The 24,496-nt window shown below is 64.9% G+C and carries 20 protein-coding genes; 13 read left to right on the top strand and 7 right to left on the bottom strand.

All coding sequences use genetic code 11. The features are described 5' to 3' along the window. Positions 1-70 precede the first annotated feature (70 nt). Complete coding sequence (locus tag AYJ54_RS17520) at positions 71-700, top strand: ParB-like protein (protein ID WP_063700469.1); 630 nt, start codon at positions 71-73, stop codon at positions 698-700. Positions 701-892: 192 nt separating this feature from the next. Here the strand turns inward: AYJ54_RS17520 and AYJ54_RS17515 are convergent, their stop codons facing one another. The 4 genes from AYJ54_RS17515 to AYJ54_RS17500 form a co-directional block, all read right to left on the bottom strand. Beyond that, on the bottom strand, positions 893-3,103 hold the full coding sequence (locus AYJ54_RS17515) for an alkaline phosphatase family protein (RefSeq protein WP_063700467.1): 2,211 nt from the start codon (positions 3,101-3,103) through the stop codon (positions 893-895). Positions 3,104-3,431: 328 nt separating this feature from the next. Beyond that, the gene (locus AYJ54_RS17510) at positions 3,432-3,893 is read right to left on the bottom strand and encodes an MgtC/SapB family protein (protein WP_063700465.1); all 462 of its coding nucleotides are present in this window, start codon (positions 3,891-3,893) and stop codon (positions 3,432-3,434) included. Between the two features lie 24 nt (positions 3,894-3,917). Next, on the bottom strand, positions 3,918-4,493 hold the full coding sequence (locus tag AYJ54_RS17505; protein WP_063700462.1) for a peroxidase-related enzyme: 576 nt from the start codon (positions 4,491-4,493) through the stop codon (positions 3,918-3,920). A 273-nt stretch (positions 4,494-4,766) separates the two neighbouring features. Next, positions 4,767-6,506, bottom strand: coding sequence for an ATP-binding protein (locus AYJ54_RS17500; RefSeq protein WP_201724202.1), 1,740 nt, complete (start codon positions 6,504-6,506; stop codon positions 4,767-4,769). 427 nt (positions 6,507-6,933) lie between these two features. Between AYJ54_RS17500 and AYJ54_RS17495 the strand changes: the two genes are divergently transcribed. Next, positions 6,934-7,902: a catechol 2,3-dioxygenase gene (locus tag AYJ54_RS17495; protein WP_063700565.1), complete on the top strand. Its 969-nt coding sequence runs from the start codon at positions 6,934-6,936 to the stop codon at positions 7,900-7,902. A 1-nt stretch (position 7,903) separates the two neighbouring features. Here AYJ54_RS17495 and AYJ54_RS17490 read toward each other — a convergent pair whose 3' ends face one another. Further along, the gene (locus tag AYJ54_RS17490; RefSeq protein WP_063700459.1) at positions 7,904-11,431 is read right to left on the bottom strand and encodes a molybdopterin cofactor-binding domain-containing protein; all 3,528 of its coding nucleotides are present in this window, start codon (positions 11,429-11,431) and stop codon (positions 7,904-7,906) included. Then, positions 11,431-11,913, bottom strand: a complete 483-nt coding sequence (locus AYJ54_RS17485; protein WP_063700457.1) for a (2Fe-2S)-binding protein — start codon at positions 11,911-11,913, stop codon at positions 11,431-11,433. Before AYJ54_RS17485 ends, AYJ54_RS17490 begins: the two co-directional genes overlap by 1 nt. Positions 11,914-12,166: 253 nt before the next feature. On the opposite strand from AYJ54_RS17485, the gene AYJ54_RS17480 reads away from it, so the two are divergent. The 8 genes from AYJ54_RS17480 to AYJ54_RS17445 all read left to right on the top strand — a co-directional run bounded on the left by AYJ54_RS17480 (position 12,167) and on the right by AYJ54_RS17445 (position 20,427). Further along, on the top strand, positions 12,167-13,624 hold the full coding sequence (locus tag AYJ54_RS17480; protein WP_136623752.1) for a 6-hydroxynicotinate reductase: 1,458 nt from the start codon (positions 12,167-12,169) through the stop codon (positions 13,622-13,624). Further along, positions 13,621-14,517: a UPF0280 family protein gene (locus AYJ54_RS17475; protein WP_063700456.1), complete on the top strand. Its 897-nt coding sequence runs from the start codon at positions 13,621-13,623 to the stop codon at positions 14,515-14,517. The genes AYJ54_RS17480 and AYJ54_RS17475 overlap by 4 nt, the downstream gene beginning before the upstream one ends. A gap of 15 nt (positions 14,518-14,532) precedes the next feature. Next, entirely contained in the window at positions 14,533-15,117 is a 585-nt protein-coding gene (locus AYJ54_RS17470) for an amino acid synthesis family protein (protein ID WP_063700454.1), read from the top strand. Between the two features lie 99 nt (positions 15,118-15,216). Then, on the top strand, positions 15,217-16,422 hold the full coding sequence (locus AYJ54_RS17465; protein WP_063700452.1) for an ABC transporter substrate-binding protein: 1,206 nt from the start codon (positions 15,217-15,219) through the stop codon (positions 16,420-16,422). 156 nt (positions 16,423-16,578) lie between these two features. Beyond that, positions 16,579-18,468, top strand: coding sequence for an ABC transporter permease (locus AYJ54_RS17460; RefSeq protein WP_063700450.1), 1,890 nt, complete (start codon positions 16,579-16,581; stop codon positions 18,466-18,468). After that, the gene (locus AYJ54_RS17455; RefSeq protein ID WP_063700449.1) at positions 18,465-19,256 is read left to right on the top strand and encodes an ABC transporter ATP-binding protein; all 792 of its coding nucleotides are present in this window, start codon (positions 18,465-18,467) and stop codon (positions 19,254-19,256) included. Before AYJ54_RS17460 ends, AYJ54_RS17455 begins: the two co-directional genes overlap by 4 nt. Then, positions 19,253-19,957 (top strand): ABC transporter ATP-binding protein, encoded by a 705-nt coding sequence (locus tag AYJ54_RS17450; protein WP_063700447.1) that lies wholly within the window; start codon positions 19,253-19,255, stop codon positions 19,955-19,957. The genes AYJ54_RS17455 and AYJ54_RS17450 overlap by 4 nt, the downstream gene beginning before the upstream one ends. A 14-nt stretch (positions 19,958-19,971) precedes the next feature. Continuing rightward, on the top strand, positions 19,972-20,427 hold the full coding sequence (locus AYJ54_RS17445) for a MarR family winged helix-turn-helix transcriptional regulator (RefSeq protein WP_063700445.1): 456 nt from the start codon (positions 19,972-19,974) through the stop codon (positions 20,425-20,427). 102 nt (positions 20,428-20,529) lie between these two features. Here AYJ54_RS17445 and AYJ54_RS17440 read toward each other — a convergent pair whose 3' ends face one another. Next, positions 20,530-21,726: an amidohydrolase family protein gene (locus AYJ54_RS17440; protein ID WP_063700443.1), complete on the bottom strand. Its 1,197-nt coding sequence runs from the start codon at positions 21,724-21,726 to the stop codon at positions 20,530-20,532. Positions 21,727-21,881: 155 nt separating this feature from the next. On the opposite strand from AYJ54_RS17440, the gene AYJ54_RS17435 reads away from it, so the two are divergent. From AYJ54_RS17435 to AYJ54_RS17425, 3 genes are all read left to right on the top strand, one after another. Continuing rightward, positions 21,882-22,655 (top strand): ferredoxin--NADP reductase, encoded by a 774-nt coding sequence (locus tag AYJ54_RS17435; protein ID WP_063700440.1) that lies wholly within the window; start codon positions 21,882-21,884, stop codon positions 22,653-22,655. Between the two features lie 107 nt (positions 22,656-22,762). After that, positions 22,763-23,089 carry a hypothetical protein gene (locus AYJ54_RS17430; protein WP_063700438.1) on the top strand — a complete coding sequence of 109 codons (327 nt, stop codon included), beginning with the start codon at positions 22,763-22,765 and terminating at the stop codon, positions 23,087-23,089. A 109-nt stretch (positions 23,090-23,198) separates the two neighbouring features. Next, positions 23,199-24,470, top strand: coding sequence for a cytochrome P450 (locus AYJ54_RS17425; protein ID WP_063700436.1), 1,272 nt, complete (start codon positions 23,199-23,201; stop codon positions 24,468-24,470). Positions 24,471-24,496: the final 26 nt, after the last annotated feature.

Raw genomic sequence — 24,496 nt, 5'->3', positions numbered from 1 at the left:
CGCGGGGCTCATGGCATAGTCCGCCGTATCCCAAGCGGCCAATCGCAACCATCCAAGGGGGCCTTCGATCATGACCACCACCCACGCGCGCGAGCCCAGAGTGCATCCGGTGCCGATCCTGTCGCTTCGGCCGACGCAGATGACGGTCGGCATGCGCGAGGTCAAGGAGAAGCGCAAGCGCTGGCGCGAGCACGCCAAGAAGAAGCAGTCCGAGATGCTCGGCACCCACATGATCCCGGTCGTGCACGGGCCGGACGAGCGCTACTACGTCGTCGACCACCACCATCTCGGTCGCGCGCTGCACGACGAGGGCGTCAAGGATGTGCTGGTCACGGTCATCGGCGACCTCAGGATGGTCGAGCGCGAAGCTTTCTGGGGCGTGATGGACAACAAGCGCTGGGTCTATCCGTACGATGCCAAGGGCGAGCGGCGGCCGTTCCGCGATCTGCCGAAATCCGTCGCCGACCTCAAGGACGATCCCTACCGCAGCCTCGCCGGCGAGCTCCGCCGCATGGGCGGCTTCGCCAAGGACACCACGCCATTTTCCGAATTCCTGTGGGCCGACTTCTTGCGCCGACAGCTGTCGCGCAAGGCGGTGGATGCCAATTTCGACAAGGCGCTCGAGAAGGCCATGGCGGCCGCCAAGAGCAAGGACGCGATCTATCTGCCCGGCTGGTGCGGACCGGCGGACGATGACTAGGACTCTGAGCCGATGAGGCCGGCTCCAGCCTGGGAGGGGTGATAGGCTGGGGGCCGCTCCGGGCGCAGTTGATTATCCGGCGATAGTTTCGACGCTGCGCGAGCGTGGAGTCTTGCTGGCGCTGCGGCTTGGAAAAAGCCGATGGGCGCGGGTCGGCGCCCATCGGCTGAGCTTGAAGGATCGCGGCCTGTTTCAGCGCAGGATTTCGCGCAGCACCTCGCCGTCGACCTGCTGCGGCTTGACGCCGAGGATCCGCATGATGGTCGGCGCCACGTCGAGGTTGTGCATGCGCCGGATTGTCGTCTTCTCGATCTGCGGGCCGGCGGCGATGAAAGTCGCGCTCATCACCGGCAGTTCGGGATCATGGCCATGGGCCCCGTAGAAGTTCGGCATCGACAGCGTGGTCGTGGCCGCATTGAACGGAGCATCGCCGAGGCGGGCAACGCCGGGGCTCTGGATGCCGTCGAAATTATAGCCCGGCGCCATCAGCGCGAACACATCGCCGAAATCCTGGCCGATGGTCTTGCTCATGCACAGCCCAGTCCCGGCCTCGCATTGCAGCGGCCGGGTCTCGACCACGGTGAAGATCTTCCCGCTGTCGAGCGAGAAGTTGAACTTCGGGTTCGGATCGACCGCGTTTTTCACCGCGTCGGTGATCTGAGCAAGCAGCGCTTTATAAGTCGCCGGATCGACGGTGCCGCCCAGTTCGCGGTTCTGCAGGTTGATGTAGATGTTGGCGGCCGGACCCGAGGTGCGGATCGCCACCTTGCTGGTGTCGATGCCGGCATTGCGCAGGATGTTGGTCATGCTGACCGAAGTGTGGAACGGCGCGAAGCCGTGATCCGACACCACGATGACGTTGCTGTCCGGCTCGGCCGCATCGGCGATCCGCTTCACCGCCTTGTCGGCGGTCTGATAGGCGAAGCGGACGTACGACGCGTAACGGGCGACCTTTGCGGGATCCTGGTTGGCGCCGATCGAGTTCGGATCCTTCGGGTTGGTGCCCTGGCGGGGATCGGTGAGCAGGAATTGATGCTCGGAGCCGTCGGGCTGCTCGATATAGACCATGACCAGGTCGGCGTCGGGATTGTTCTCGATCGCGCGCACCCCGATTTCGGCCTGGTAGCGCACGAAGGTCTTGACCATGTCCTCGAACATCGTCTCGATCTCGACGTCGGGGAAATTGGTGAAGCCCGGGCTCAGCCGCTCCGGAATGCGGAAATCGGCCTGTGGGCGCCAGAACCCGATATTGTTGTTGATGTCATCGACGTCGGCCAGCACCGGCGTGTTGCGCGGAATGAAGTTGGCGCCATAGCGGGCGAAACGCACGACCGAAAGATCGGGCGAAAGCTGCGAGACGAAGTAGGCGGCCCCGACCTTGGCGCCGCTGCCTTCGAAGAAGAACGGCGCATTCTCGCCGCCGAACTTGGCGTAGGCCGGTCCGGTCGACGGCGCGTGGAACGGTCCAGGCGTAATGCCCTTGGTCGCGTCGAAGAACACCAGGGTATCGTAGTTCACCGTGTTGTCATTGGTGGTGTCGATCGCCGCCACCCGGATCGCATACTTGACGTCGAGCGTCGACGCGCTGGTGCAGGTCGCAGTCGGCGCCGCGGAGCAGGAGAACGTCTCGATCGGCGTCGACGTCGCCAGCACCGGGCTGAACGAGAAGTGGCCGGCCGCCTGGAGTCCCGCGACGACTGCCGGATCGGGCGCGAAGTCCGACTGGGACAGCGAAAAGCCCTGGGCCCCGATGCCGCCGAACGCGCCGAACGGCACGGTGTAATTGGTGACACGGGTCGGCTGGGCCGGTTGCACCACCGTGCCGTTGATCGCGATATCGGCGCCGTCGCCGCCAGGCCACGTCGCGGTGGCCACCTTCTTGCCCTGCTGGCGGAGTTGCACCCACAGCGGCGCCGCCGTCGGGTACGGCGTGGGCCCGAGCGGGCTCTCTTGATAGCCGCCGATCGGAGCTGCGAAGCCACTGAGGCTCGATGAGATCGGTGCGACGGTCGCCTGGAAGGTGTTCGACGGGATGTCGTTGTGGACGGCAGTCGAACCGGTGGCGATCTCGATGTGCGACACCGCGGTGAGCGACGGCGATGCCGTCACGTTTTGCAGCGCCACCGCGCCGTGGCGGCTCAGCCGCGCCAGGCCGCCGTCACGCGGCAGCACGCCTTCTTCGATGAATTGCTTGATGAAATCGGGTTTGGCGCCGTCGAGCGAGATCAGCACGACTTGCGGCGACTTGCGGCCATGATGGCCGCCGCCGCGGTCTTGATTGCGGGAGTTGCCGAAGTCCTGGTCGCGATCATTGTCGTCGGCGCGCGCCGGCGCCGCAACGCTGGCGAGCAATGTGGCGAGTGATATCGCCGATATCAGGGATAAAAAAGTCCTCTTCTTCATATGGGTGCCCCAATGTTCGCAGCGCGATTCCAGCGCGGATGTGGTTTGCAACGCGGGGGCGATTATCGAGCGTCGCCGACGACGCGCATGTGACGCCGCGGCGACACGTGTACGTCGCAGCGATTACATCGAGGCGATGTCGGCGCGTGATTGTTGGCGCGCGATGCGAACACGCATGCGACGGCTTTTCGAAAAGGTCGTGCTCCAACAATAATCTAAAGCGCGAGGAGGATCCCCGATCTCATCGTCTCGAGCGCCGGTGACGACGTGGAGCCCGGTCGTTCTGGAATGTCTGCTCTCGCGTCGCTCTGGCGGTGATGCCTCGGACTCAAATGGGATCATCGTTGCCGCCAAACAGGCGGTGCACCCAACGCTCGATGGGACGGCCGACCGTGAGCAGCACGAGGGCGAGGGCCAGCGCGATCAGGACGATCTTCCATTGTCCCACGCCGCAGGCGATGCCGAGGCAGGCGGCGAGAAAGGCGCAGGCTGCACTCGTCAGCCCGCGGACGCGGAAACGTTGGCTTTCGCGCACGATGACGCCGGCGCCGAGAAAACCGATGCCGGTGAGGATGCCCTGGATGATACGGCTCGCCGCGTCGGAGATCTTGCCCGGCTCGGCGAACTGCACGGCCAGCAGCACGACGGTGGCGGTGGAGAGGCCGACGATGCCGAGCGTCTTCGGTCCGATCGGTTTGCCGTGCAGGTCGCGGTCCAGCCCGATCACGCCGCCTGCAAGCGTGGCAACGCCGAGGCGCAGCAGGATCTCGGACCAGTCGAACTCGGTCATTGCTCGTCGGTCATTTCTTGTCGATTATTGCTTGGGCAGGCGTCCCATCAAGTAGAACTCCTCGTTCGGCCGCATGCCGGTGAAGTTGGCCAAGCGGTTCGACAGCGCGAAGAAGGCGGAGATCGCGGCGATGTCCCAGATGTCGTCGTCGCTGAAGCCGTGGGGTCCCAGCGCGGCGAAATCGTCCTCCGAGATCCGCTGCGCGTCGGCGGACACCTTCATCGCGAAGTCGAGCATCGCCTTCTGCCGCGGCGTGATGTCCGCCTTGCGGTAGTTCACCGCGACCTGGTCGGCGATCAGCGGGTTCTTGGCGCGGATGCGCAGGATCGCGCCATGCGCGATCACGCAATACTGGCACTGATTGGCCGCCGAGGTCGCCACCACGATCATCTCGCGCTCGGCCTTGGTGAGGCCGCCGTCCTTCTCCATCAGCGCGTCGTGATAGGCGAAGAACGCGCGGAACTCGTCGGGCCGATAGGCCAGGGTCAAAAACACGTTCGGCACGAAGCCGCTCTTCTCCTGTACGGCGAGCAGGCGCGTCCGGATATCCTCGGGCAGGGTGTTAAGCGCGGGAGCGGGAAAGCGTTGGGGCTTTGTCATTGGCATGTTTTCCGGATCGGGACGGCAAACATAGTCGATGCGGGCACCGTGCTCAACGTGGCCGGTCGATGGGACCGGGCTCCCAATGACGAGACTGGGGAACGCGCGTGCCTCACTCTGGCTGTCATCGCCCGCCTTGTGCGCAATTGCGCACTGGGGCGGGCGATCCAGTATTCCAGAGAAAGCGATGGGATACGGAGAAGCTGCAGCGTACTGGATGCCCCAGCCTTCGCGGGGCATGACAGCAGGGAATGCAGAAACCGCGCCGCTCCCTTACCGCAGCGGCTTCTTCAACAGCGAGAAGCGGTCCGGGTCGAGGCCCATCGACGGTTGCAGCATCGGGGCATCTAAGCTGGACAGTGTTTTCGCGGGCGGCGCCGCGAATACCGGATCATTCGGCGCGTCGCGCTGCGAGGTGGCGCCGCGCCAGCGTTCGAGCACGGCGCTGACGAAATGCATGTCGTGACCGGAGGTGACGGAGGGCACGCTGCTGATGGTGGCTTCGCCGCGCGGCAATTGGTGCGGCGGCACCTCCTTGAAGCGCAGCCGGGTCGGCAGCGCGACGCCTTCGCCGAACGCCAGCACTTCGCGGGTGCCGAGCGAGGGCACGAAGGAGAGCAGGTTCGCAGCCGCGTCCGACACCGCGGCGCGCAGCAGCGCCTGGTCGCGGTCGTTGGCAAGACGCATCGTGAACAGCGTGTTGCACTGGGAGATAATGGTGGCGTCGAGCTCTGCGGGGCGTTGGGTGATGAGGCCGAGATAGACGCCGTATTTGCGCCCTTCCTTGGCGATGCGCGACACCGCCTTGCGGGTCGGCCCGAAGCCGATGTTGCGATCGGCGGAGGCGTAGCGGTGGGCCTCCTCACAGACGAACAAGAGCGGCGAGACGCCGTCGCTCCACAAGCCGAAATCGAAGGCCATGCGGCAGAGCACCGAGACGACGGAATCGATCACTTCGGCCGGGAAGCCGGCGAGCTGCATCACCGTCATCGGCTTGCCGTTGGCGGGCAGGCGGAACAGATGGCTGATCACATCGGCCATGGTGTCGCCGCCGACATTGGCGTTGTCGAACATGAAGGCGTAGCGCGGATCGTTGCGCACCGCCTCGATGCGCGAGATCAGCTTGTGATAGACGATGCGCGAGGAGCGGTTTTCCAATTTGCCCATGCGCTCGTCGATCAGCGAGATCAGGTCGACCAGGCGGTACGGCACCGGCGTGTCGACGGTGAACCCGACGTGCTTGGGATCGACGCGTTTCAATCCGATGCGATCGGCGTTCTGGTACTGCGTATAGACGCCCTTGGCGATCGGGATGACTTCAGCGAGGATGTCGAGCTCCTCGGGCACGCCGGGGCGGCCGCCGAACAGCACGTCGACGATTTCCTCGAAGTTGAACAGCCAGAACGGCAGCTTCAGGTTTCGCGGGTTGAGCACCAGCGCGCGGTCGCCGAAGCAGCGGCCATACTCGTTGTGCACGTCGAGCAGGAAGATGCGCAGGTTCGGGCGTGCTTTCAGGATCTCGTTGAGCAAGAGCGACACACCGGTCGACTTGCCGACGCCGGTCGATCCCAGCACGGCGAAGTGCTTGGACAGCATTTCCTCGACGTCGACATAGGCGACGACGGAGCGGTCCTGCTGGAGGAAGCCGACATTGATCTGGTCCGAGCCGGTCGGCGCGTAGATCGTGCGCAGCTCCTGGCTCGTGATCAGCTCGACGGCATCGCCGATGGTCGGATAGTTGGTGACGCCGCGCTGGAATTTGGGCTTGTCGCTGGCGTTGAGGATTTCGCCGAGAAGGTCGACCGAGGCGATCGCGATGTAGTTGTTGGCGCTCGACAAATTCTCGCAGGAGACTTCGGTGATCATGGCGACAATGATCGAGTTCCCACAGCGGATGCTGACGAAGCGGCCGACGGTCGCACGTACCTCCGAGATCGACATTTGGTTGGCCGCCAAAAGCCCGACCCGGGCGAGCGATCCGCGAACCGAAATCACGCGTCCAAAGGATGTCACGATGGATGAACCTGGCAAGAACAAGGGTTTGCCCCCGACTATGCGAGCGGTCACTGGACAAACTGTTAAACGGTAGGCGCGGGCGCTTCGTTAAATCTGCGACAATTCGGCCAAAACATTTGTTCCCAATGCATACTTGTCGGCAGAATCGGCCGGAAAATGCTGCTTTTCCAGGCCGGCCGCTCCGAAGACGTTAAGGAAGATTTTACCATTCGAGCAGTCGGCCGATGGCCTTGCGTGCCGAGCTGGCGCGGCCGGCGGGATCGCGGAGGGCGGTTCTGTTTGTTGACGGGACCTAATCATTTGTACATTAGTACAAATGAGCCGGCGACCACGCCGCCCCGGGTGTGCGCGCATTGTCGTTGCGCCCTGCGCCCGATTGCGCGATCCGATGCTGCGGATTGCACGTCTTGCCTTGGAGGAAACCATGCAGCCCGAACCGATTTTCGATCTCGCTCATCTCGGCCACATGGAACTCTTGACGCCCAAGCCCGACGAGAGCCTGAAATTCTTCATCGACGTCATGGGCATGACCGTCAGCGGACAGAAGGGCGAGTCGGTCTATCTGCGCGGCTGGGACGACTATGAGCGCTATTCGCTGAAGCTGACGGCGTCGAAGACCTCGGGCATGGGCCACATGGCGCTGCGCGCGCGCAGCCAGCAGGCGCTGGAACGCCGCGTCGCGGCGCTGAAAGGTTCAGGCTTCGATATCGGCTGGATCGACGGCGACATGGGGCAGGGGCCGACCTTCCGCTGCCGCGATCCCGACGGTCACATCGTCGAGCTCTATTACGAGACCGAATGGTATCAGGCTCCGCCGGCGCTGAAGCCGGCGCTGAAGAACCAGGCGCAGCGTTTTCCCGCGCGCGGCGTCAACGTCCGCCGTCTCGATCATCTCAACTGCCTCGCCGTCGACATCAAGGCGAACCGCGAGTTCTTCGAGAACTATCTCGGTTGTCGCCTGACCGAGCAGATCGTGCTCAATGACGGACGGGAAGCGGCGATGTGGCTGACGATGTCGAACAAGAGCTACGATTTCGCCTATTCGCTCGACCATTCCGGCGTGCCCGGCCGCTTCCATCACGTCACCTACGCGCTCGACAGCCGCGAGGAGATCTTGCGCGCCGCCGACATCTTCCTCGAAAACGGCGTTTATATCGAGACCGGCCCGCACAAGCACGCGATCCAGCAGACCTTCTTCCTCTACGTCTATGAGCCCGGCGGCAACCGCGTCGAAGTCGCCAATGCCGGCGCACGCCTCATCCTCGCTCCCGATTGGAAGCCGATTGTGTGGACGGAGGAGGAGCGCAAGAAGGGCCAGGCATGGGGACTGAAGACGATCGAGTCCTTCCACACCCACGGCACGCCGCCGGTGGAGGTCAAGAAGCACCCCTAGTTTAGTGGATAGACGATCGCACGCGTGCGATCGTCTCCGTCACGCCGGTCCAAGCCGGCTTGTCCGGCGCGAACTGCTTGCGCAGGAAGGTGACGAGCTCCTCGACCTGCGAGGCGCTCATGCTGTCCTTGAAGGCGGGCATGTAGCCGAGATCGCTGGAGGCCGGCTCGGCGATGCCGTGCAGGATGACCTGCACGAGATTGTCCGGCGCCTTGCTGTGCAAATTGCTGTTGAGCGCAAGCGAGGGCCGGCTGCCGAACAGCGGCAGGCCACCGACCTCGTGGCAGACGGCGCAGGCACCCTGGTAGAGCCGCGCGCCGGTGGATGAGGCGATCGTGACCTGCGTCGCGCTCTCGAGCTTCGCGGCGAGTGCATCCTGCGTCTGCGTATTGATCGCGGTGTCGTTGAACGAATTGAGATAGACGGCCATGGCGCGGATGTCCTGGTCGGGCAGGGCGGCGAGATCCCTGACGATCGGCGCCATCGGGCCGGCCGCCACGCCGTGAAAGCGCGACTGGCCGGTACGCAAGTAGGCGTAAAGTTCGTCCTCGCTCCACGCAATCGGCGCATGCGAGAGCGAGGTCAGAGGCGGCGCCTCCCACCCCTCGGCAAAGCCGCCGGCGAGATAGGCGTTGCGCTGCTCGGCGCCGAGCGAGTTGCGCGGCGAATGGCAGGCGCTGCAATGGCCGAGACTTTCGACGAGATACGCACCGCGATTCCAGAGCTCGGACTTCGCTGGATCAGGCTTGAATTCGCGCGTCTGGTGGAACAGCGCATTCCATCCGGCGAGCAGTGGGCGGAGATTGAACGGGAAGGCGAGTGTATTTGCCGGCGCCGTCGCGCGCACCGAGGGCTGCGCCATCAGGTAGGCGTAGAGCGCCTGGAGGTCGGCGTCGCTCGTCCTGGCAAAATGCGTGTAAGGGAAGGCGGGATAGAGCTGGCGTCCGTCGCGATGAAGCCCGTCGCGCATCGCGCGTTCGAAGGCCGGATAGGACCAGGCGCCGATGCCGGTCTCGACGTCGGGGGTGATGTTGGTGCTGTAGATCACGCCGAACGGCGTCTCCAACGCGCGGCCGCCGGCGTTGAGCGTGCCACCGATTGTGGTGTGGCACTCAGCGCAATTGCCGAGCGCCGCCAGTTGCTGGCCGCGCGCGATCGTCGCGGTCGAATAGACTGACGCATCGGGCCGCGCGATCGGCGCGATGGCGCGGCCGGGCAGTAGTGCCGCGCCGATGCCGATCGCGGCCGTGCAGAGCGCGGCCATCGTCGCGAAGATGCCGGCGCGCTTGGCGAATGAATTCTGCCGGGTCCGTGACGGCGGTGTCGCCGCAGGTGCCGACAAGGCTTGCGGCGCGACCGCCGCCTCGCCGTGCAACCCCTTGAGGATGCGTTCCGGCGTGAACGGCGGCTCGCGAAAGCGCACGCCGGTGGCATCGAAGATCGCATTCGCAATCGCCGCCGCGCTCGGCACGGACGCGGACTCGCCGACACCGAGCGGCGGCTGATCCGGCCGCGGCAGCATCAGCACGTCGATCTTCGGCACGTCGGGGAAGGGGATGATCGGATAGGCGCCCCATTCGCGCGCTCCCACCGCGCCGCGCTCGAAGGAGACCTCTTCCATCAGCGCGCGGCTGGTCGACTGGATGACGTTGCCGTGGATCTGGTGGCGCACGCCGTCCGGATTGATCATCAATCCGGAGTCCTGGCCTGCAACCACACGCGTCACGCTGACATCGCCGGTCGTCTTGTTCACCGCGACGTCGGCGACCCAGGCCGACCACGCCGCGCCATAGCCGGGGAACTTGCTGTGGACGTAGAGCGCATAGGCAAAGCCGCGCCCGTGCACGACTTCGCCGTCCTTGTCCTGCCGCACCGGCCGCGGCGTCCAGCCCGCGCGCTCGGCGACCGCATTGACGAGATCGACGGCGCGCTGTTCCTTCAGATAGCGCAGGCGATATTCGATCGGGTCGACGCCGGCCTCGGTCGCGAGCTCGTCGATATAGGATTCGTGCGCAAACGTGTTCGGCAGTGCCGAGACGCCGCGAAACCAGGACGCGCGCACGATCGGCGCCATGTCATGGGCGACGACGCGCATGTGGTCGTAGTCGTAAGGCGGGATCGCGGTGCGGTCGCCCATTTGCAGTACGTCGGGTTCCGGCGAAATCCGCCCGGTCAGCAGCAGCGCAAGCGTCGGCGCGGCGTTCGACGGATAACGTGTGGCAAGATCGTAACCGGCGATGCCGCCATCGGCGTTCAGCCCGCCATTGACGTCGATCAGCTGCGCGGTGCCCTTGGGCTCCCAGGCGTGCTCCTGCTCGCGCGTCAGTTGCACGCGCACGGGGCGGCCAACGGCGCGCGACAGCAGCAGCGCGTCCGCCGTGACATCGTCGGCGCAGTTGCGGCCATAGCAGCCGGCAGCCTCCAGCCGGATCACCTCGATCTCGCTCTCCGGCCGCTCGATCAGCAGCGCAAGGTCGGCGCGCAGCAGATGCGGGTTCTGGGTGCCGGACCAGACGCGGATGTTGCCATGCTGGAAGTCGGCGACCGCGCAGGACGGACCGATCGAGGCGTGCATCTGGTAGGGCCAGACATAGGTGCGCTGCATCGGTTTGGCCGCGGCGGCGATTGCCGAATTGACGTCGCCCTTGTCGATCAGCGTGCGCGGCGCCGACGGATTGGCGCGCAGCGCCTTCTCGACATCTGCGAGATCGGGCAGGGTGGGCGTCGGCTTCCAGCTCAGCTTGAGCTGCGTCGCCGCCAGAATCGCATTCTCCTCGCGCTCTGCAACCACGCCGACGAAGTCGCCGATGCGTACGACGGCGACGAGACCGGGAATGTCGCGGACCGAGGATTCATCGACCGCGATCAGGCTGGTGCCGACGAACGGGCCGGCATCGACGCCGGCATAGGGCGGACGCACCACGCGCCCGTGCAGCATGCCGGGCACGCGGATGTCGTGGACGAAGGTCAGCTCGCCGGTTGCCTTCGCCGGCAGATCGACGCGCGGCACGGACTGGCCGACGATGGCATAGTCGCCGACCGGTTTGACAACGACGTCGTCGGCGAGTTCGAGACGGATCGTCTCATCGCCGATCAGTTCGCCATAGCTGACGCTGCGGTTGTGCCCGCGGACGAGGCCGTCCTCGATCCTCAGCTCGGCAACCGGCAGCTCCAGCCGTTCAGCGGCACGCGCGATCAGGAAGTGTCGCGCTTGCGCGGCGGCCTTGCGCAGGGGAACGGCGGTGATCTGGATGGTCTCGCTGGCGATGGTCGCGCCCTGGTTCGGCGCAACTGCGGTGTCACCGAGCACCACGACGACGCGCGCAAAGGAGACGTCGAGCTCTTCGGCGACGATCTGACCGAGCGCGGTGCGAATGCCGGTGCCGAGATCGACATGGCCGTTATAGGCGCTAACCGAACCATCGGCGGTGATCCGGACGAACGTCTCGGATGCACCCGTGTCGAGCGTGCGGGCGACGACGAGCGAACCGGAATGCCGCGCGGATTCGTTCGAGAGAGGCGAGGCCATCAATCACCGGCCTCGGCGAGCTGGCTAGATGCGCGCATCACGGCGCGCAAGATTTCGACATGCGTGCCGCAGCGGCAAAGATTGTAGCGCAGCGCCGCCAGTGCTTCCTGTTCGCTGGGGTGCGGGTTGATGGCGAGCAGCGCCTTGGTGGTCATGATCATGCCGTTGAGGCAATAGCCGCATTGCGCTGCCTGCTCGTCGATGAAGGCCTGCTGCACGGGATCCGGCCGATCGCGTGTGCCGAGGCCTTCGAGCGTCACGATGTCGCGCCCGGCGCAGCCGCTGATCGGGATGACGCAGGAGCGCGCGGCGCTGCCGTCGATCAGGACAGTACAGGTACCGCATTCGCCGAGGCCGCAACCATATTTCGGGCCGTTGAGTTCGAGATCGTTGCGCAGCACATAGAGCAGCGGCGTCTGCGGCGCCGCAGTAACGTCGTGGATCCTGCCGTTCACAGTGAGGCGGATCGGTGTCTGCGTCATCCTCGTTCCCAACCTTGCGACCACGCGGCCGCAAAAATTCTACGTCGCGACGATACCGTTTGTACACAAACGTGCAAGCGGCGCATGCCGCAGTGCAGCGCGATTGCCCGCTTTGTGGACAGAGGCGGGAGGCAAATGAGGTTTTATTCGGCAGCGGCGCCTTTTCGCCCGCGCCGCCGCTTGACAGCTTTCAAAGGCGCGCGCAACATCGTTCGTATACGAATGATAACCGTCGTGATCCGCTGGCTCTGACATGGTGACTGAAACGACGAGCACCGCCACCGACAAGATCCGCTGCGATGCCTGTCCGGTGATGTGCTACATCAAGCCAGGCGCGGCGGGCGCCTGCGACCGCTACGCCAATCACGACGGCAAGCTGGTTCGCGTTGATCCGCACATCATCCTCGAACGCACGGTGTCACAGGGCGGCAAGCTGGTGCCGTTCAATCGCACGGAAGACTGGGACGGCAAGATCGTCCACGAGCCCTCGACCTTCGTGACCGCGATCGGAGCCGGCACCACCTATCCCGACTACAAGCCGGCGCCGTTCATCGTTTCCGCGGAAGTTGATGGCGTCGACACGGTGACCGTGGTCACCGAGGGCATCTTCTCCTACTGCGGCATCAAGGTGAAGATTGACACCGACCGCTATCTCGGCCCGGAGACCGCGACCGTTCGTGCGCAAGGCGAGGCGGTCGGTCATGTCACGACCAGCGAATACGGCTCGCAGATGCTGTCGCTCGGCGGCGTGCATCATCTCACCGGCGGCTCGAAGAAGGAGGGCCGCGTCACCTGCGACACGCTGATGGATCTCGCCAATTGCAAGGCGGTCGAGCTCACCATCGACGGCGGCGCGACGGTGGTGGTGCAGGCGGGGCAGCCGCCGATCGTCAACGGCGTCAAGGAGGAACGCATGCGCGTCGGCTGCGGCTCCGCGACGATCGGCATGTTCGCAAAGCAGTGGCACGGCAAGGTCGATGAAGTCGTCGTCGTCGACGATCACATCACCGGCGTGCTCAGCGAGCACCAGGCCGGCAAGCTGCTCGACATCGCCGACACCGGCATCAAGATGAAGGGCCGGCGCTCCACGCCCGGCCGCTACTTCCAGGTCGCCGATCCCGGCACGGGCTGGGGCGGCACCAACATCTCTGATCCGCTGGCGATCCTTGGTCCCTTCGATGCGAAGGAAGCGAAGCCCGGTCTGACCATGCTGATGGTCTCCACGACCGGCGAGCACTCATCTTACTATGTGCTCGACGAGGCCCTGAAGCCGGTCGAGACGGAGATGCCGGCCGATCTGAAGTTTTCGGTCGAGCGCATTCAGGAGAACTGCGAGCCGGCGTTGTGCACGGTGCTGTTCATGGCCGGTGCCGGCGGCTCGCTACGCGCCGGTGTCACCGACAATCCGGTGCGGCTCACGCGATCGGTGAAGGATGCGCTGACTCGCGTCACCAGCGGCGGCGCGCCGGTCTATGTCTGGCCGGGCGGCGGCATCACCTACATGGTCGACGTGACGCAAATGCCCGCCGGCGCGTTCGGCTATGTGCCGACCCCGGCGCTGGTCGCGCCGATCGAGTTCACCATGAAGCTGTCCGACTATGCCGCGCTCGGCGGGCACATGGATTATGTGAAGCCGCTCTCCGAGGTTAAGGATGGCGACGATGTTCGCCAATTGCCGTGGCAGAATCCGATCCCGGGAAGGCGCGCATGAGGCTCCCGCAAATCGCATTGCTGTCTGATGCCCGGCGGCTGCATTTGCAGGATGGACCGATTGATCTGATCGTGGAGGCGAGGGGGCGCGAGGATGAGGTGCGCGCAGCCTATGAGGCAGCGGCGCGGCGTTTCACCGGCCTACTCGATGAGCTCTGCGCGGAACTGGTGGAATTACGCGAAGCCGCAGATCCGGCGCGAACCTCGCTCAAGGGCGTCGTGGCGCGTCGCATGCATGCCGCTGTCGTGCCCTACGCCGCGGATTGCTTCATCACGCCGATGGCGGCGGTTGCCGGCAGCGTAGCGGAGGAAATTCTGGGCGCGATGCTGAACGCTGCGTCGCTCGATCGGGCCTACGTTAATAATGGCGGCGACATCGCACTGCATCTCGGGCGGGCTGAGCATTTTTCGATCGGCCTCATGGATCGGCCCGACCGTGATGGCGTGATGCGGACCATGACGGTTGACGCCGATGACGCCGCGCGGGGGATCGCGACCAGCGGCCGGCACGGCCGCAGCTTCTCGCTCGGCATTGCCGATGCGGTGACGGTGCTGGCCAGGTCGGCGTCGCAGGCCGACGCGGCTGCGACGGTCATCGCCAATGCTGCGGATTTGCCCGGACATCCCGCCATCATCAGGCATCCGGCCAACGAGCTTCAGCCCGATAGCGATCTCGGCGCGCGCCTCGTCACCCGCGCTGTCGGCCGATTGTCACAGGCCGAGGTCGCGACAGCGCTCGAATCTGGCGCGGAATGTGCACGGCAATTGTGCGATCGCGGACTGATCGAGGGGGCTGTGCTGCGGCTTTGTGGTGATATGCTTGTCATCGGAACCAAGGATATAGAACGGCAACGATCGCGCCCGCTTGTGCTGGAGAATGCGGTCCATGCCTGAACAGGGAAGTGAAACATGACCGCGATCATCCGCAAGATCGTCACCGTCGTCGAAGAGACGCAGTTGGAGATGGGCCGGCAGGTGTCGCCGCCGACGCGACGCGCGGCGGCGATTGCGGTGATCGAGAATCCCTTTGCCGGAAAATATGTCGAGGATCTCTCGCCATTGATCGCGATCGGCGAGGAACTCGGCGATCTCCTGTCGAAGCGCGCGGTGGCTGCGCTTGGCATCGAGGGTTCCAAGGTACAGAGTTACGGCAAGGCGGCGGCCGTCGGCGAGAATGGTGAGCTGGAACATGCGGCCGCGATCCTCCACCCCAAGATGGGCGCGCCGGTGCGGAAAGTCTTGAGCAAGGGCGCCGCGCTGATCCCCTCGTCGAAGAAGCGCAGCGGTCCGGGCACGACGCTCGACATTCCATTGGGTCACAAGGATGCAGCCTTCGTGCGCAGCCATTTCGACGGCATGGAAGTGCAGATCAACGACGCGCCGCGCGCCAACGAAATCATGGTTGCGGTGGCCGTTACCGACAGCGGCCGTCCGCTGCCGCGCGTCGGCGGGCTCACGGTTGCGGAGATCAAGGGTGAAGACGGCCTGCGTTAGAGCGTGATCCGGACCCGGAGGGCCGCGTTAGCGCAAAGTGGGAACCGGTTTTTCGATAAGATCATGCTCAAGAAATAGAGTTTAACAGTGGAGGTTGGGATGCGAGCTAAGAATTATTTCGTTGGCGCGGCGTTCGCGCTGTTGGCGAGCGGCATGGCCAGTTCGGCGATGGCGCAGGCCGAGATCAAGATCGGCGAGATCAACAGCTATTCGCTGCTGCCGGCCTTCACCGAACCCTACCGCAAGGGCTGGCAGCTCGCGGTGGAAGAGATCAACGCGGCCGGCGGCATCAATGGCAAGAAGCTCGTCGTCATTTCCAAGGACGACGGCGGCAAGCCGGCGGATGCGCAGACCGCGGCCAACGAGCTCGTCTCGAGCGAGGGCGTCGCGATGCTTGCCGGCACGTTCCTGTCCAACATCGGCCTTGCGGTCAGCGACTTCGCCAACCAGAAGAAGGTGTTTTTTCTCGCGGCCGAGCCGCTGACGGACGCCGTGACCTGGTCGAGGGGCAACAAGTACACCTTCCGCCTGCGTCCCTCCAACTACATGCAGGCGGCGATGCTGGTCGAAGCAGCGGCAAAGCTGCCGGCCAAGCGCTGGGCGACGATCGCGCCGAACTATGAATACGGCCAGTCTGCGGTCTCGGTGTTCAAGAAGCTGATGTCGGAGAAGCGCCCGGACATCCAGTGGGTCGACGAGCAGTGGCCGCCGCAGGGCAAGATCGACGCGGGTCCGGTGGTGCAGGCCGTTGCCGCGGCCAATCCGGAAGCGATCCTCAACGTCACCTTCGGCGCCGACCTCGTGAAGCTCGTTCGTGAAGGCAACACCCGCGGCCTGTTCAAGGGACGTGAGGTCGTCTCCTTCCTGACCGGCGAGCCGGAATATCTCGATCCGCTCAAGGACGAGACGCCGGAAGGCTGGATCGTCACCGGTTACCCCTGGTACTCGATCAAGACGCCCGAGCATGATGCGTTCCTGAAGGCCTACCAGGCCAAGTACAACGATTATCCGCGTCTCGGCTCGATCGTCGGCTACCAGACCATCAAGTCGGCGGCCGCGATTCTTGCGAAGGCAGGCTCGACCGATCCGGAGAAGCTGATCGCGGCGGCCGAAGGCCTCTCGGTCGGTTCGCCCTTTGGCGAGATCACCTTCCGCAAGATCGACCACCAGTCGACGCTTGGCGCCTATGTCGGCAAGACCTCGGTCAAGGACGGCAAGGGCATCATGGTGGACTCGTCCTACAAGAAGGGCTCGGACTACCTGCCGAGCGATGCCGAAGTCGAGAAGCTGCGTCCGAAGGACTAAGGCTCTCCCGCGCTCCACTGCCGTAGGGTGGGTTGGCCGAAGGCGTAACCCACCATGCCACGGCGGGAGAAGAGGTGGGTTACGCTTCGCTAACCCACCCTACGAAGTTCTCGCTCCCCGTACGGGGGGCGCATTGAAACCCAACCCGGACCGCCGATGGCCTTTTATGTCGTACAGTTTCTGACCGGTCTCGCCAGCGCAGCGTCGCTGTTCCTGGTGGCCTCGGGCCTGTCGATCATCTTCGGCGTGACGCGGATCGTGAATTTCGCGCACGGCGCCTTCTACATGATCGGCGCCTACATCGCCTTCACGCTGACGGATCGCTTCGCCGGCGCGTTCGGCTTCTGGGGCGGCATTGTCGCCGCTGCGCTCGCGGTGGCGCTGATCGGCGTCGTGGTCGAGATGGTGCTGCTCCGTCGCATCTACCATGCGCCCGAGCTGTTCCAGCTGCTAGCGACCTTCGGCCTGACCCTGATGGTCGAGGACCTCGTGGTCCTGATCTGGGGTCCCGACGATCTGCTCGGCCCGCGCGCGCCGGGCTTCAAGGGCGCGGTCGATTTCTTCGGCCAGAACATCCCGAGCTATGACCTGTTCCTGATCGTGCTCGGGCCGGTCGTGCTTGGCATTCTCTGGCTGCTGTTCCAGCGCACGCGCTGGGGCGTGCTGGTGCGCGCGGCGACGCAGGATCGCGACATGGTCGCAGCCCTCGGCGTCAATCAGAAATGGCTGTTTACCAGCGTGTTTGCGGTCGGCGTGTTCCTCGCCGCGCTCGGCGGCGCGCTCCAGATCCCGCGCGACGCCGTGCATCACGCCATGGACCTGCGCATCATCGTCGAGGTCTTCGTCGTGGTCGTGATCGGCGGTCTCGGCAGCATCGTCGGCGCCTTCGTCGCGGCGGTGCTGGTGTCCGAGCTCAATGCGTTCGGGATCCTGATCTTCCCGAAGATCTCCATCATCCTCGTCTTCCTGGTGATGGCGGTGGTGCTGATCGTGCGGCCTTGGGGCCTGTTCGGTCGGCCCGAGGCGCCGGCGCGCAAGACGCCCGGTCTCACGGTCAATCCCTGGCGCCCGCTGACGTCGAATGAGCGGCTTGCGGCGCTTGCCGTGCTCGTCGTCGCGGCGATGCTGCCGCTGGTCGCCGGCAATTATGTGCTGACCGTCGGCTCGGAGATCGCGATCTTCGTGATCTTCGCCGTGAGCCTGCACTTCCTGATGTCGGTCGGCGGGCTTGCGTCCTTTGGCCACGCGGCGTATTTCGGCCTCGGCGCCTACGGCATCGCCTTCCTCGCCAAGATGGCAGGGCTGCCGATGATCGTCTGCCTTCTGCTCGGACCGCTGCTCGGATGCCTCGGCGCGGCCGTGTTCGGCTTCTTCGCCGTGCAGCTCTCCGGCGTCTATTTTGCCATGCTGACGCTCGCCTTCGCGCAGATCGTCTGGTCGATCGCGTTCCAATGGGTAAGCGTGACCGGTGGCGATAACGGCATTCTGGGCGTCTGGCCGGAGAAATGGGCCGCGAGCCCGTCACACTTCTACTGGCTCGCGCTCGGTGTCGCGGCTCTCGTGACGATCGCGCTGCGGATCGCGGTGTTCTCGCCATTCGGCTATGCACTCCGGGCAACGCGCGACTCGGCCTTGCGCAGTGAGGCGATCGGCATCAATGCCAAGCGTATCCGGTGGACCGCCTTCGTGATCGCCGGAACGACCGCCGGCATCGGCGGTGCGCTGTTTGCTTACCTCAAGGGCAGCGTCTTCCCGGATAATCTCGGCATCTCGCTCTCGGTCGATGCGCTGGTGATGGTGCTGCTCGGCGGCGTCGAGACGGTGTCGGGCGCGGTGATCGGCGCGATCGTCTACAAGGCGCTCAACATCTGGCTGGTCAGCCAGACAGATCTGTCGAAGCTGGTGCTGGGCGCCTTCATCGTTCTGATCGTGGTCGTCTTCCCCAAGGGCATTGTCGGGATGCTGGAGATGCTCGCGCAGCGGCGCGGGAATGCATCGCCGCCGGGGTCAGCCCTGCTTGCCAAGCCGATCGAGTCCGCCGAATGAGCGTCGCACCCCCACTTCTCGCGGTCGAAGGTCTGACCAAATCCTATGGCGGCATCCATGCCGTGCGCGGCGTCGCGTTCTCGCTGCGCGCCGGCGAAATTCTGGCGCTGATAGGGCCGAACGGCGCGGGCAAAAGTACCTGCTTCGACATGCTCAACGGCCAGAACAAGCCGGATTCCGGACATGTCCGTCTCAACGGCGAGGACGTCACCGGCAAGAAGCCGCGCGAGATCTGGCGGCTCGGGGTGGGGCGCACCTTCCAGATCACCGCGACGTTCGCGACCATGACCGTGCGCGAGAACGTGCAGGTCGCGCTGATCTCGCACCAAAAGCAATTGTTCAACCTATGGGGCTCGGCGCCGCGCTTCGATCGCGATGAGGCCGGTCGCCTGCTGGAACTCGTCGGTATGGGCGGCTACGCGGATCGGCCCTGCGGCGAGCTCGCCTATGGCGATCTCAAGCGGCTCGAGCTCGCCGTGGCGCTCGCCAACGAGCCAAAGCTTTTGCTCATGGACGAGCCGACCGCCGGCATGGCGCCGCGTGAGCGCGTCGACCTGATGCGGCTCACCGCACACATCGCGCGGGAGAAATCGATCGGCGTGCTCTTCACCGAACACGACATGGACGTCGTGTTCGAGCATGCCGACCGCATCATCGTGCTCAACCGCGGCACGCTGATTGCCGAGGGTTCGCCGGCCGAGGTGCGCGGCAATCCGCAAGTGCAGGCGGTCTATCTCGGCGAGGGCCTCGTCTACGACGCCCGCCACCGCGAGGGAACGTCCGCATGAAGCTCACGGTGCAGGACCTCAACAGCCATTACGGCCCCGCGCATATCCTGTTCGACATCGGCTTCGAGGTCGGCGACGGCGAGGTGGTGGCGCTGCTCGGGCGCAATGGCGCCGGCAAGTCGACGACGTTCCGCTCGATCGTCGGCCTCGTGGCGCAACGCTCGGGCCGCATCATGTTCGAGGGCAAGGACGTCTCGGCACGGCCGACGCACGAGATCGTGCGGAGCGGCCTCGGCTATGTGCCGGAGGAGCGCCGCATCTTCACCGACCTTACGGTCGAGGAGAATCTCGAGGTCGGCCGCCAGCCTAAGCGGGTCAACGCGCCATACTGGACGCGCGAAAAGCTGTTCGCATTGTTTCCGAATCTGAACGAGATGCGCAATCGCCCGGGCGGCCGCATGAGCGGGGGCGAGCAGCAGATGCTGACGATCGCGCGCACGCTGATGGGCAACCCGTCGCTGGTGCTGCTGGACGAGCCCTCGGAAGGCCTGTCGCCCAAGATCGTGGAGCAGATGGTCGATGCGATCCTGACCATGAAGAAGGAGGGCGTCAGCATCGTCGTCTCCGAGCAGAATTTGCACTTTGCGCGGCTGATCTCCGATCGCGCCTATATCATCGAGCGCGGCCGCATCTGTTTCGGCGGCACGATGGCCGAGCTCGATGCGCGCCCGGACATCCGCGACGCGCATCTGTCGTTGTGAGGGGCGGGGAACGGATGGCGAGAAGCGTCGCGGCAAAGAAGAGCGTCAAACCGGCAAAACCATCTTACGTGCTCGACGAGCAGGTCGGCTTTATCCTGCGCCAGGTCTGGCAGCGCCACAGCGCGATCTTCGCCCGCGACATCGGCACCAACCTCACGCCGACGCAATGGGCGGCGCTGTCGAAGCTCGCCGAGACCGGCCCGTGCTCGCAGAACCAGCTCGGTCGGCTGACGGCGATGGACGTCGCTACCATCAAGGGCGTGATCGACCGGCTCAGCGCGCGCGGGTTGACGGAAACGAGCCAGGATCCCGAGGACGGACGCCGGCTGGTGGTCAGCCTGACGCGCGCCGGTCAGCAGCTAGCGGAGAAGGTCGCGCCCAATGCGCTCGCGATTACCCGCGAAACGCTGGCGCCGCTCGATGCCAAAGAGCGCGAGCTGTTGATGGTGCTGTTGAACAAGCTGCGGTGAACGTCATTCCGGGGCGCGCATCAGCGCGAACCCGGAATCTCGCGCCACAATCTCTGGATTCCGGGTTCGCGACTGCGTCGCGCCCCGGAATGACGGGCTCGCTTACTTCGCCACCACCTCCGGCACCTTCCCCGCCGGCGGGGTATTCCGGCTGCGCTGCGTCCGCACGATGCCGTCGATGATGGTCATGCCGATGCCGGGGAGGTCGCCGAGCTGCACGCTCTCCAAAATGTTCTTGCCGGGCGAGTGCTGCGCCTTGTCCATGATGACGAAGTCTGCGGAGCGGCCGACCTCGATCAGGCCGCAATCGAGTTCGCGCATCCGCGCAGTGTTGCCGGTGGCGAGGCAGAAGGCGATCTCGGCGGGCAGATCGCCGAGCGAGGACAGCATCGAAACCATGCGCAGAATGCCCAGCGGCTGCACGCCGGAGCCGGCGGGCGCGTCGGTGCCGAGGATGACGCGGTGCAAATCGCCCATCTCGCGCGCGGTGCGCAGCGTGAACAGGGCCGAGCGCTCATTGCCGTTGTGCACAAGCTCGAGCCCGCGCTTGCAACCCTCGCAGATGCAGCGGATCTGGTCGTCGGGCAGGGCGGTGTGGCCGCCATTGATGTGACCGACCACGTCGGTGTCGGCTTCCAGCACCACGTCCTTGTCGATCAGGCCGGAGCCGGGGATCGAGGGGCCGCCGGTGTGAATCGTGCTCTGGATGCCGTATTTGCGTGCCCAGCCGACCATTTTCCGTGCGGTCGGGCCGTCCTTGACGCCGCCGAGTCCGACCTCGCCCAGCAGCTTGACGCCGGCCGCGGCCATTTCCTTGAAATCTTCCTCGACCATCTCGCATTCGATCACGGGCGCACCGGCGTGAACCTTCACGCCGCCGGGCCGCAAGGTCCAGAACGCGCGCTGGGCGAACACCGCCATGGCCTTCAGGCCGACGACGTCGCGGGGGCGGCCGGGCATGTGCACTTCGCCGGCCGAGATCATGGTGGTGACGCCGCCGTGGAGGTAGCTGTCGATCCAGCTGATCTGGTTCTGCCGCGGCGTCCAGTCGCCGGCGACGGGGTGGACGTGGCTGTCGATCAGGCCCGGCGCGACCGTGGTGCCGTTGGCGTCGACGGTCGTGGTCGCGCCTTCCGTGTTGACGTCCTTGAAGCGGCCGATCGCAGTGATCTTGCCGTTCTCGGCGACGATGGTGTCGCCGTCCAGGATCGGCTTTTCCAAAGCGCCGGACAGGATCAGGCCGATATTGCGGATCACGAGCTTCGAGGGTCCGGCGGCCTGGGGTGCGTCATGCGCCATGGAAGGGCTCCTTAATCCTAGCTGCAACGCTTTCGATCTTGGGCAGCCTTGACCGCGGGATCAAGCAGGATTATTCATTAGTATACGAATGATTGTGTACAAACGACGCATAGCTGACCGCCTCGGAACCGCAAGGAAGCGACAGGGAAGGTGAGATGAGCAATTTCAATCAGGAAAGCGTTTTGAGTGTCCACCACTGGACCGACACGCTGTTCTCTTTCAAGACCACCCGCAGCCCGACCTTCCGCTTCCGCAACGGCGAATTCACCATGATCGGGCTCAAGGTCGGCGAGAAGCCGCTGTTGCGGGCCTACAGCGTCGCCAGCGCCAATTACGAGGACACGCTGGAGTTCTTCTCGATCAAGGTGCCGGACGGCCCGCTGACCTCGCGCCTCCAGCACCTGAGGGAGGGCGACGAGATCATCGTCAGCCGCAAGGCCACCGGCACGCTCGTGATCGACAACCTTGAGGAGGGGCGCAATCTCTACCTCGTCGGTACCGGCACGGGGCTCGCACCGTTCCTGAGCGTCATCAAGGACCCCGAGACCTACGAGCGCTTCGAGAAGGTCGTGCTCCTGCACGGCTGCCGTCACGTGAGGGAGCTCGCCTATGGCGAGATGATCACCGAGGAGCTGCCGAACGACGAGTTGCTCGGCGAGTACATCCGCAACCAGCTGATCTATTATCCGACCGTGACCCGCGATCCCTTCCGCAACCGCGGCCGCATCACCGACCTCATCACCTCCGGCAAGCTGTTCAGCGATATCGGCCTGCCGCCTCTGGAAGCAGCGCATGACCGTGTCATGATCTGTGGCAGCCCGGCGCTGGTCGCCGACACCCGCGTACTCCTGACCGAGCGCGGCTTCGTCGAGGGCAATCATGGCGAGCCGGCCCAGTTCGTGGTCGAAAAGGCATTTGCCGAACGCTGATTCGCGGAATTCCAGCGCAATAAGGCCGCATTTTCGCCGCCGGGCACCCGTTGCTCCGCCGATTCGGCGCACGATACTATGTGCTTACGAATCAGCGGAGTTCCCACATGGTTGCGGACAGTGACAGCAATATCGCCTGGCACCGGGTTCAGTTGAAGAAGAACCGCGCCGAGTTGAAGGCGCTCGAGACCGCGCGCTTCACGATGGGCGAGATCGCGACGTCGAAGCGGGACGGACAGACCCAGAAGGCGATCGCGGAACTCAAGCGCAAGATCGCGCAGTCCGAGCGCGTGATCGCCGACTACGAGAAGCGCACGCGCCGTCCGCTGGCCACCGACCTGCGAAGCCTCAGCAACGGCAGCTGGAGCCATTGGGACGCCTACACCAACCAGCAGCAGCGCAAGGCCGGCCCGCGCTCGCCGGGACGCGGATAAGCTCTCTTCCGTCGCTCGAACCGCGAGGGCGGACGCAAGTTCCAGCCCCTTGCGCCGGCAGCGCCGCTCACCATTTGGGTGGGGCGCCACCAACCATTCCGGTGATCCCATGGCACCGCGCCTCGATTTCACCAGCGAGGCCTTCTTCCGCGGTCCGCCCAAGGCCATCGCGGATTTGCGGGCGTCCGGCCCCGTGGTCGCGACGCGATTTCCGCTCGTTGGCGAGGTCTGGATCACCACGGCCCATGACGTCACCGCGCAGGTGCTGAAGGACAGCGCTACCTTCACGCTCCGCAAGGAGGATGGCGACGTCGCTGGCCTGCGCTGGTGGATGCCAAAGCTCGTCAGAACCATCGCCAAGAACATGCTGACCATGGACGAGCCGGATCACACCCGGCTGCGCAGCATCGTGGACGAGGCCTTTCGCCGCCGCGCGATGGTCGCGATGGAGCCGCGCATTCGGGCCATCGCAGATAATCTTGCCGATGAGCTGTTCGCGCAGGGAAGCCCGGCCGATCTCGTCCAGCGCTACGCGCGCATCCTGCCGCTTTCGGTGATCTCCGAGCTGCTTGGCCTGCCGCAAGCCGATCGCCCGCGGTTCATCGCCTGGGCCAATGCGATGTCCTCGCTGACCAACGTCCTCAGCTTCTTCCGGCTGCTGTTCGCGTTCCGCAAGATGCGGAGCTACCTGGAGGAACAGTTGCAGCTCGCACGCAAGCAGGGCGGCGAGGGCCTGATCGCCGAATTGGTCCAGGTCGAACGCGAGGGCGGCCAGATCACGCCGGACGAAATGGTGTCGATGGTGTTTCTGCTGCTCGCGGCCGGCTCCGAGACCACCACGCATCTCATCAGCGGCTCGGTTTACGAGCTCCTCAAGAGCCCCGGCCTCCGGGACTGGCTGGAGGAGGACTGGAGCCGCGTCGGGCTGGCCGTCGAGGAATTCCTGCGCTTCGTCTCGCCGGTGCAGTTCTCCAAGCCGCGCTATGTTCGGCGCGATGTCGAGCTCGAAGGCGTGCGCCTGAAAAAGGGCGACCGCGTCATGGTCATGCTCGCCGCGGCGAACATGGATCCGGCAGTGCATGATCAGCCTGATCGTCTCGATCTCGAGCGCAAACCCAACCGCCACATCTCCTTCGGCACGGGAATCCATTTCTGCCTCGGCCATCAGCTTGCGCGTATTGAGGCGGCCTGCGCACTGGAGGCGCTGTTTGTGCGATGGCCGCGGCTTGGTCTCGCTGTCGAGCCCTCGCTGATTCATTGGCGCAAACGGCCGGGTCTCCGCGCGATCGCGAAACTGCCCGTCATTGCGGACTCCCGCGGAACACAAGCGATCGTTGCTGAGCAAGCGATGGTCGATCGTTCGCTCGCTCAGGCGAGCTGATGTTTCCTGTTCTTCGGAAAATCTTC

Source organism: Bradyrhizobium centrolobii, from assembly GCF_001641635.1.
GTDB classification, from domain to species: Bacteria; Pseudomonadota; Alphaproteobacteria; order Rhizobiales; family Xanthobacteraceae; genus Bradyrhizobium; species Bradyrhizobium centrolobii.
This window is presented reverse-complemented; position numbering and strand designations above follow the sequence as displayed.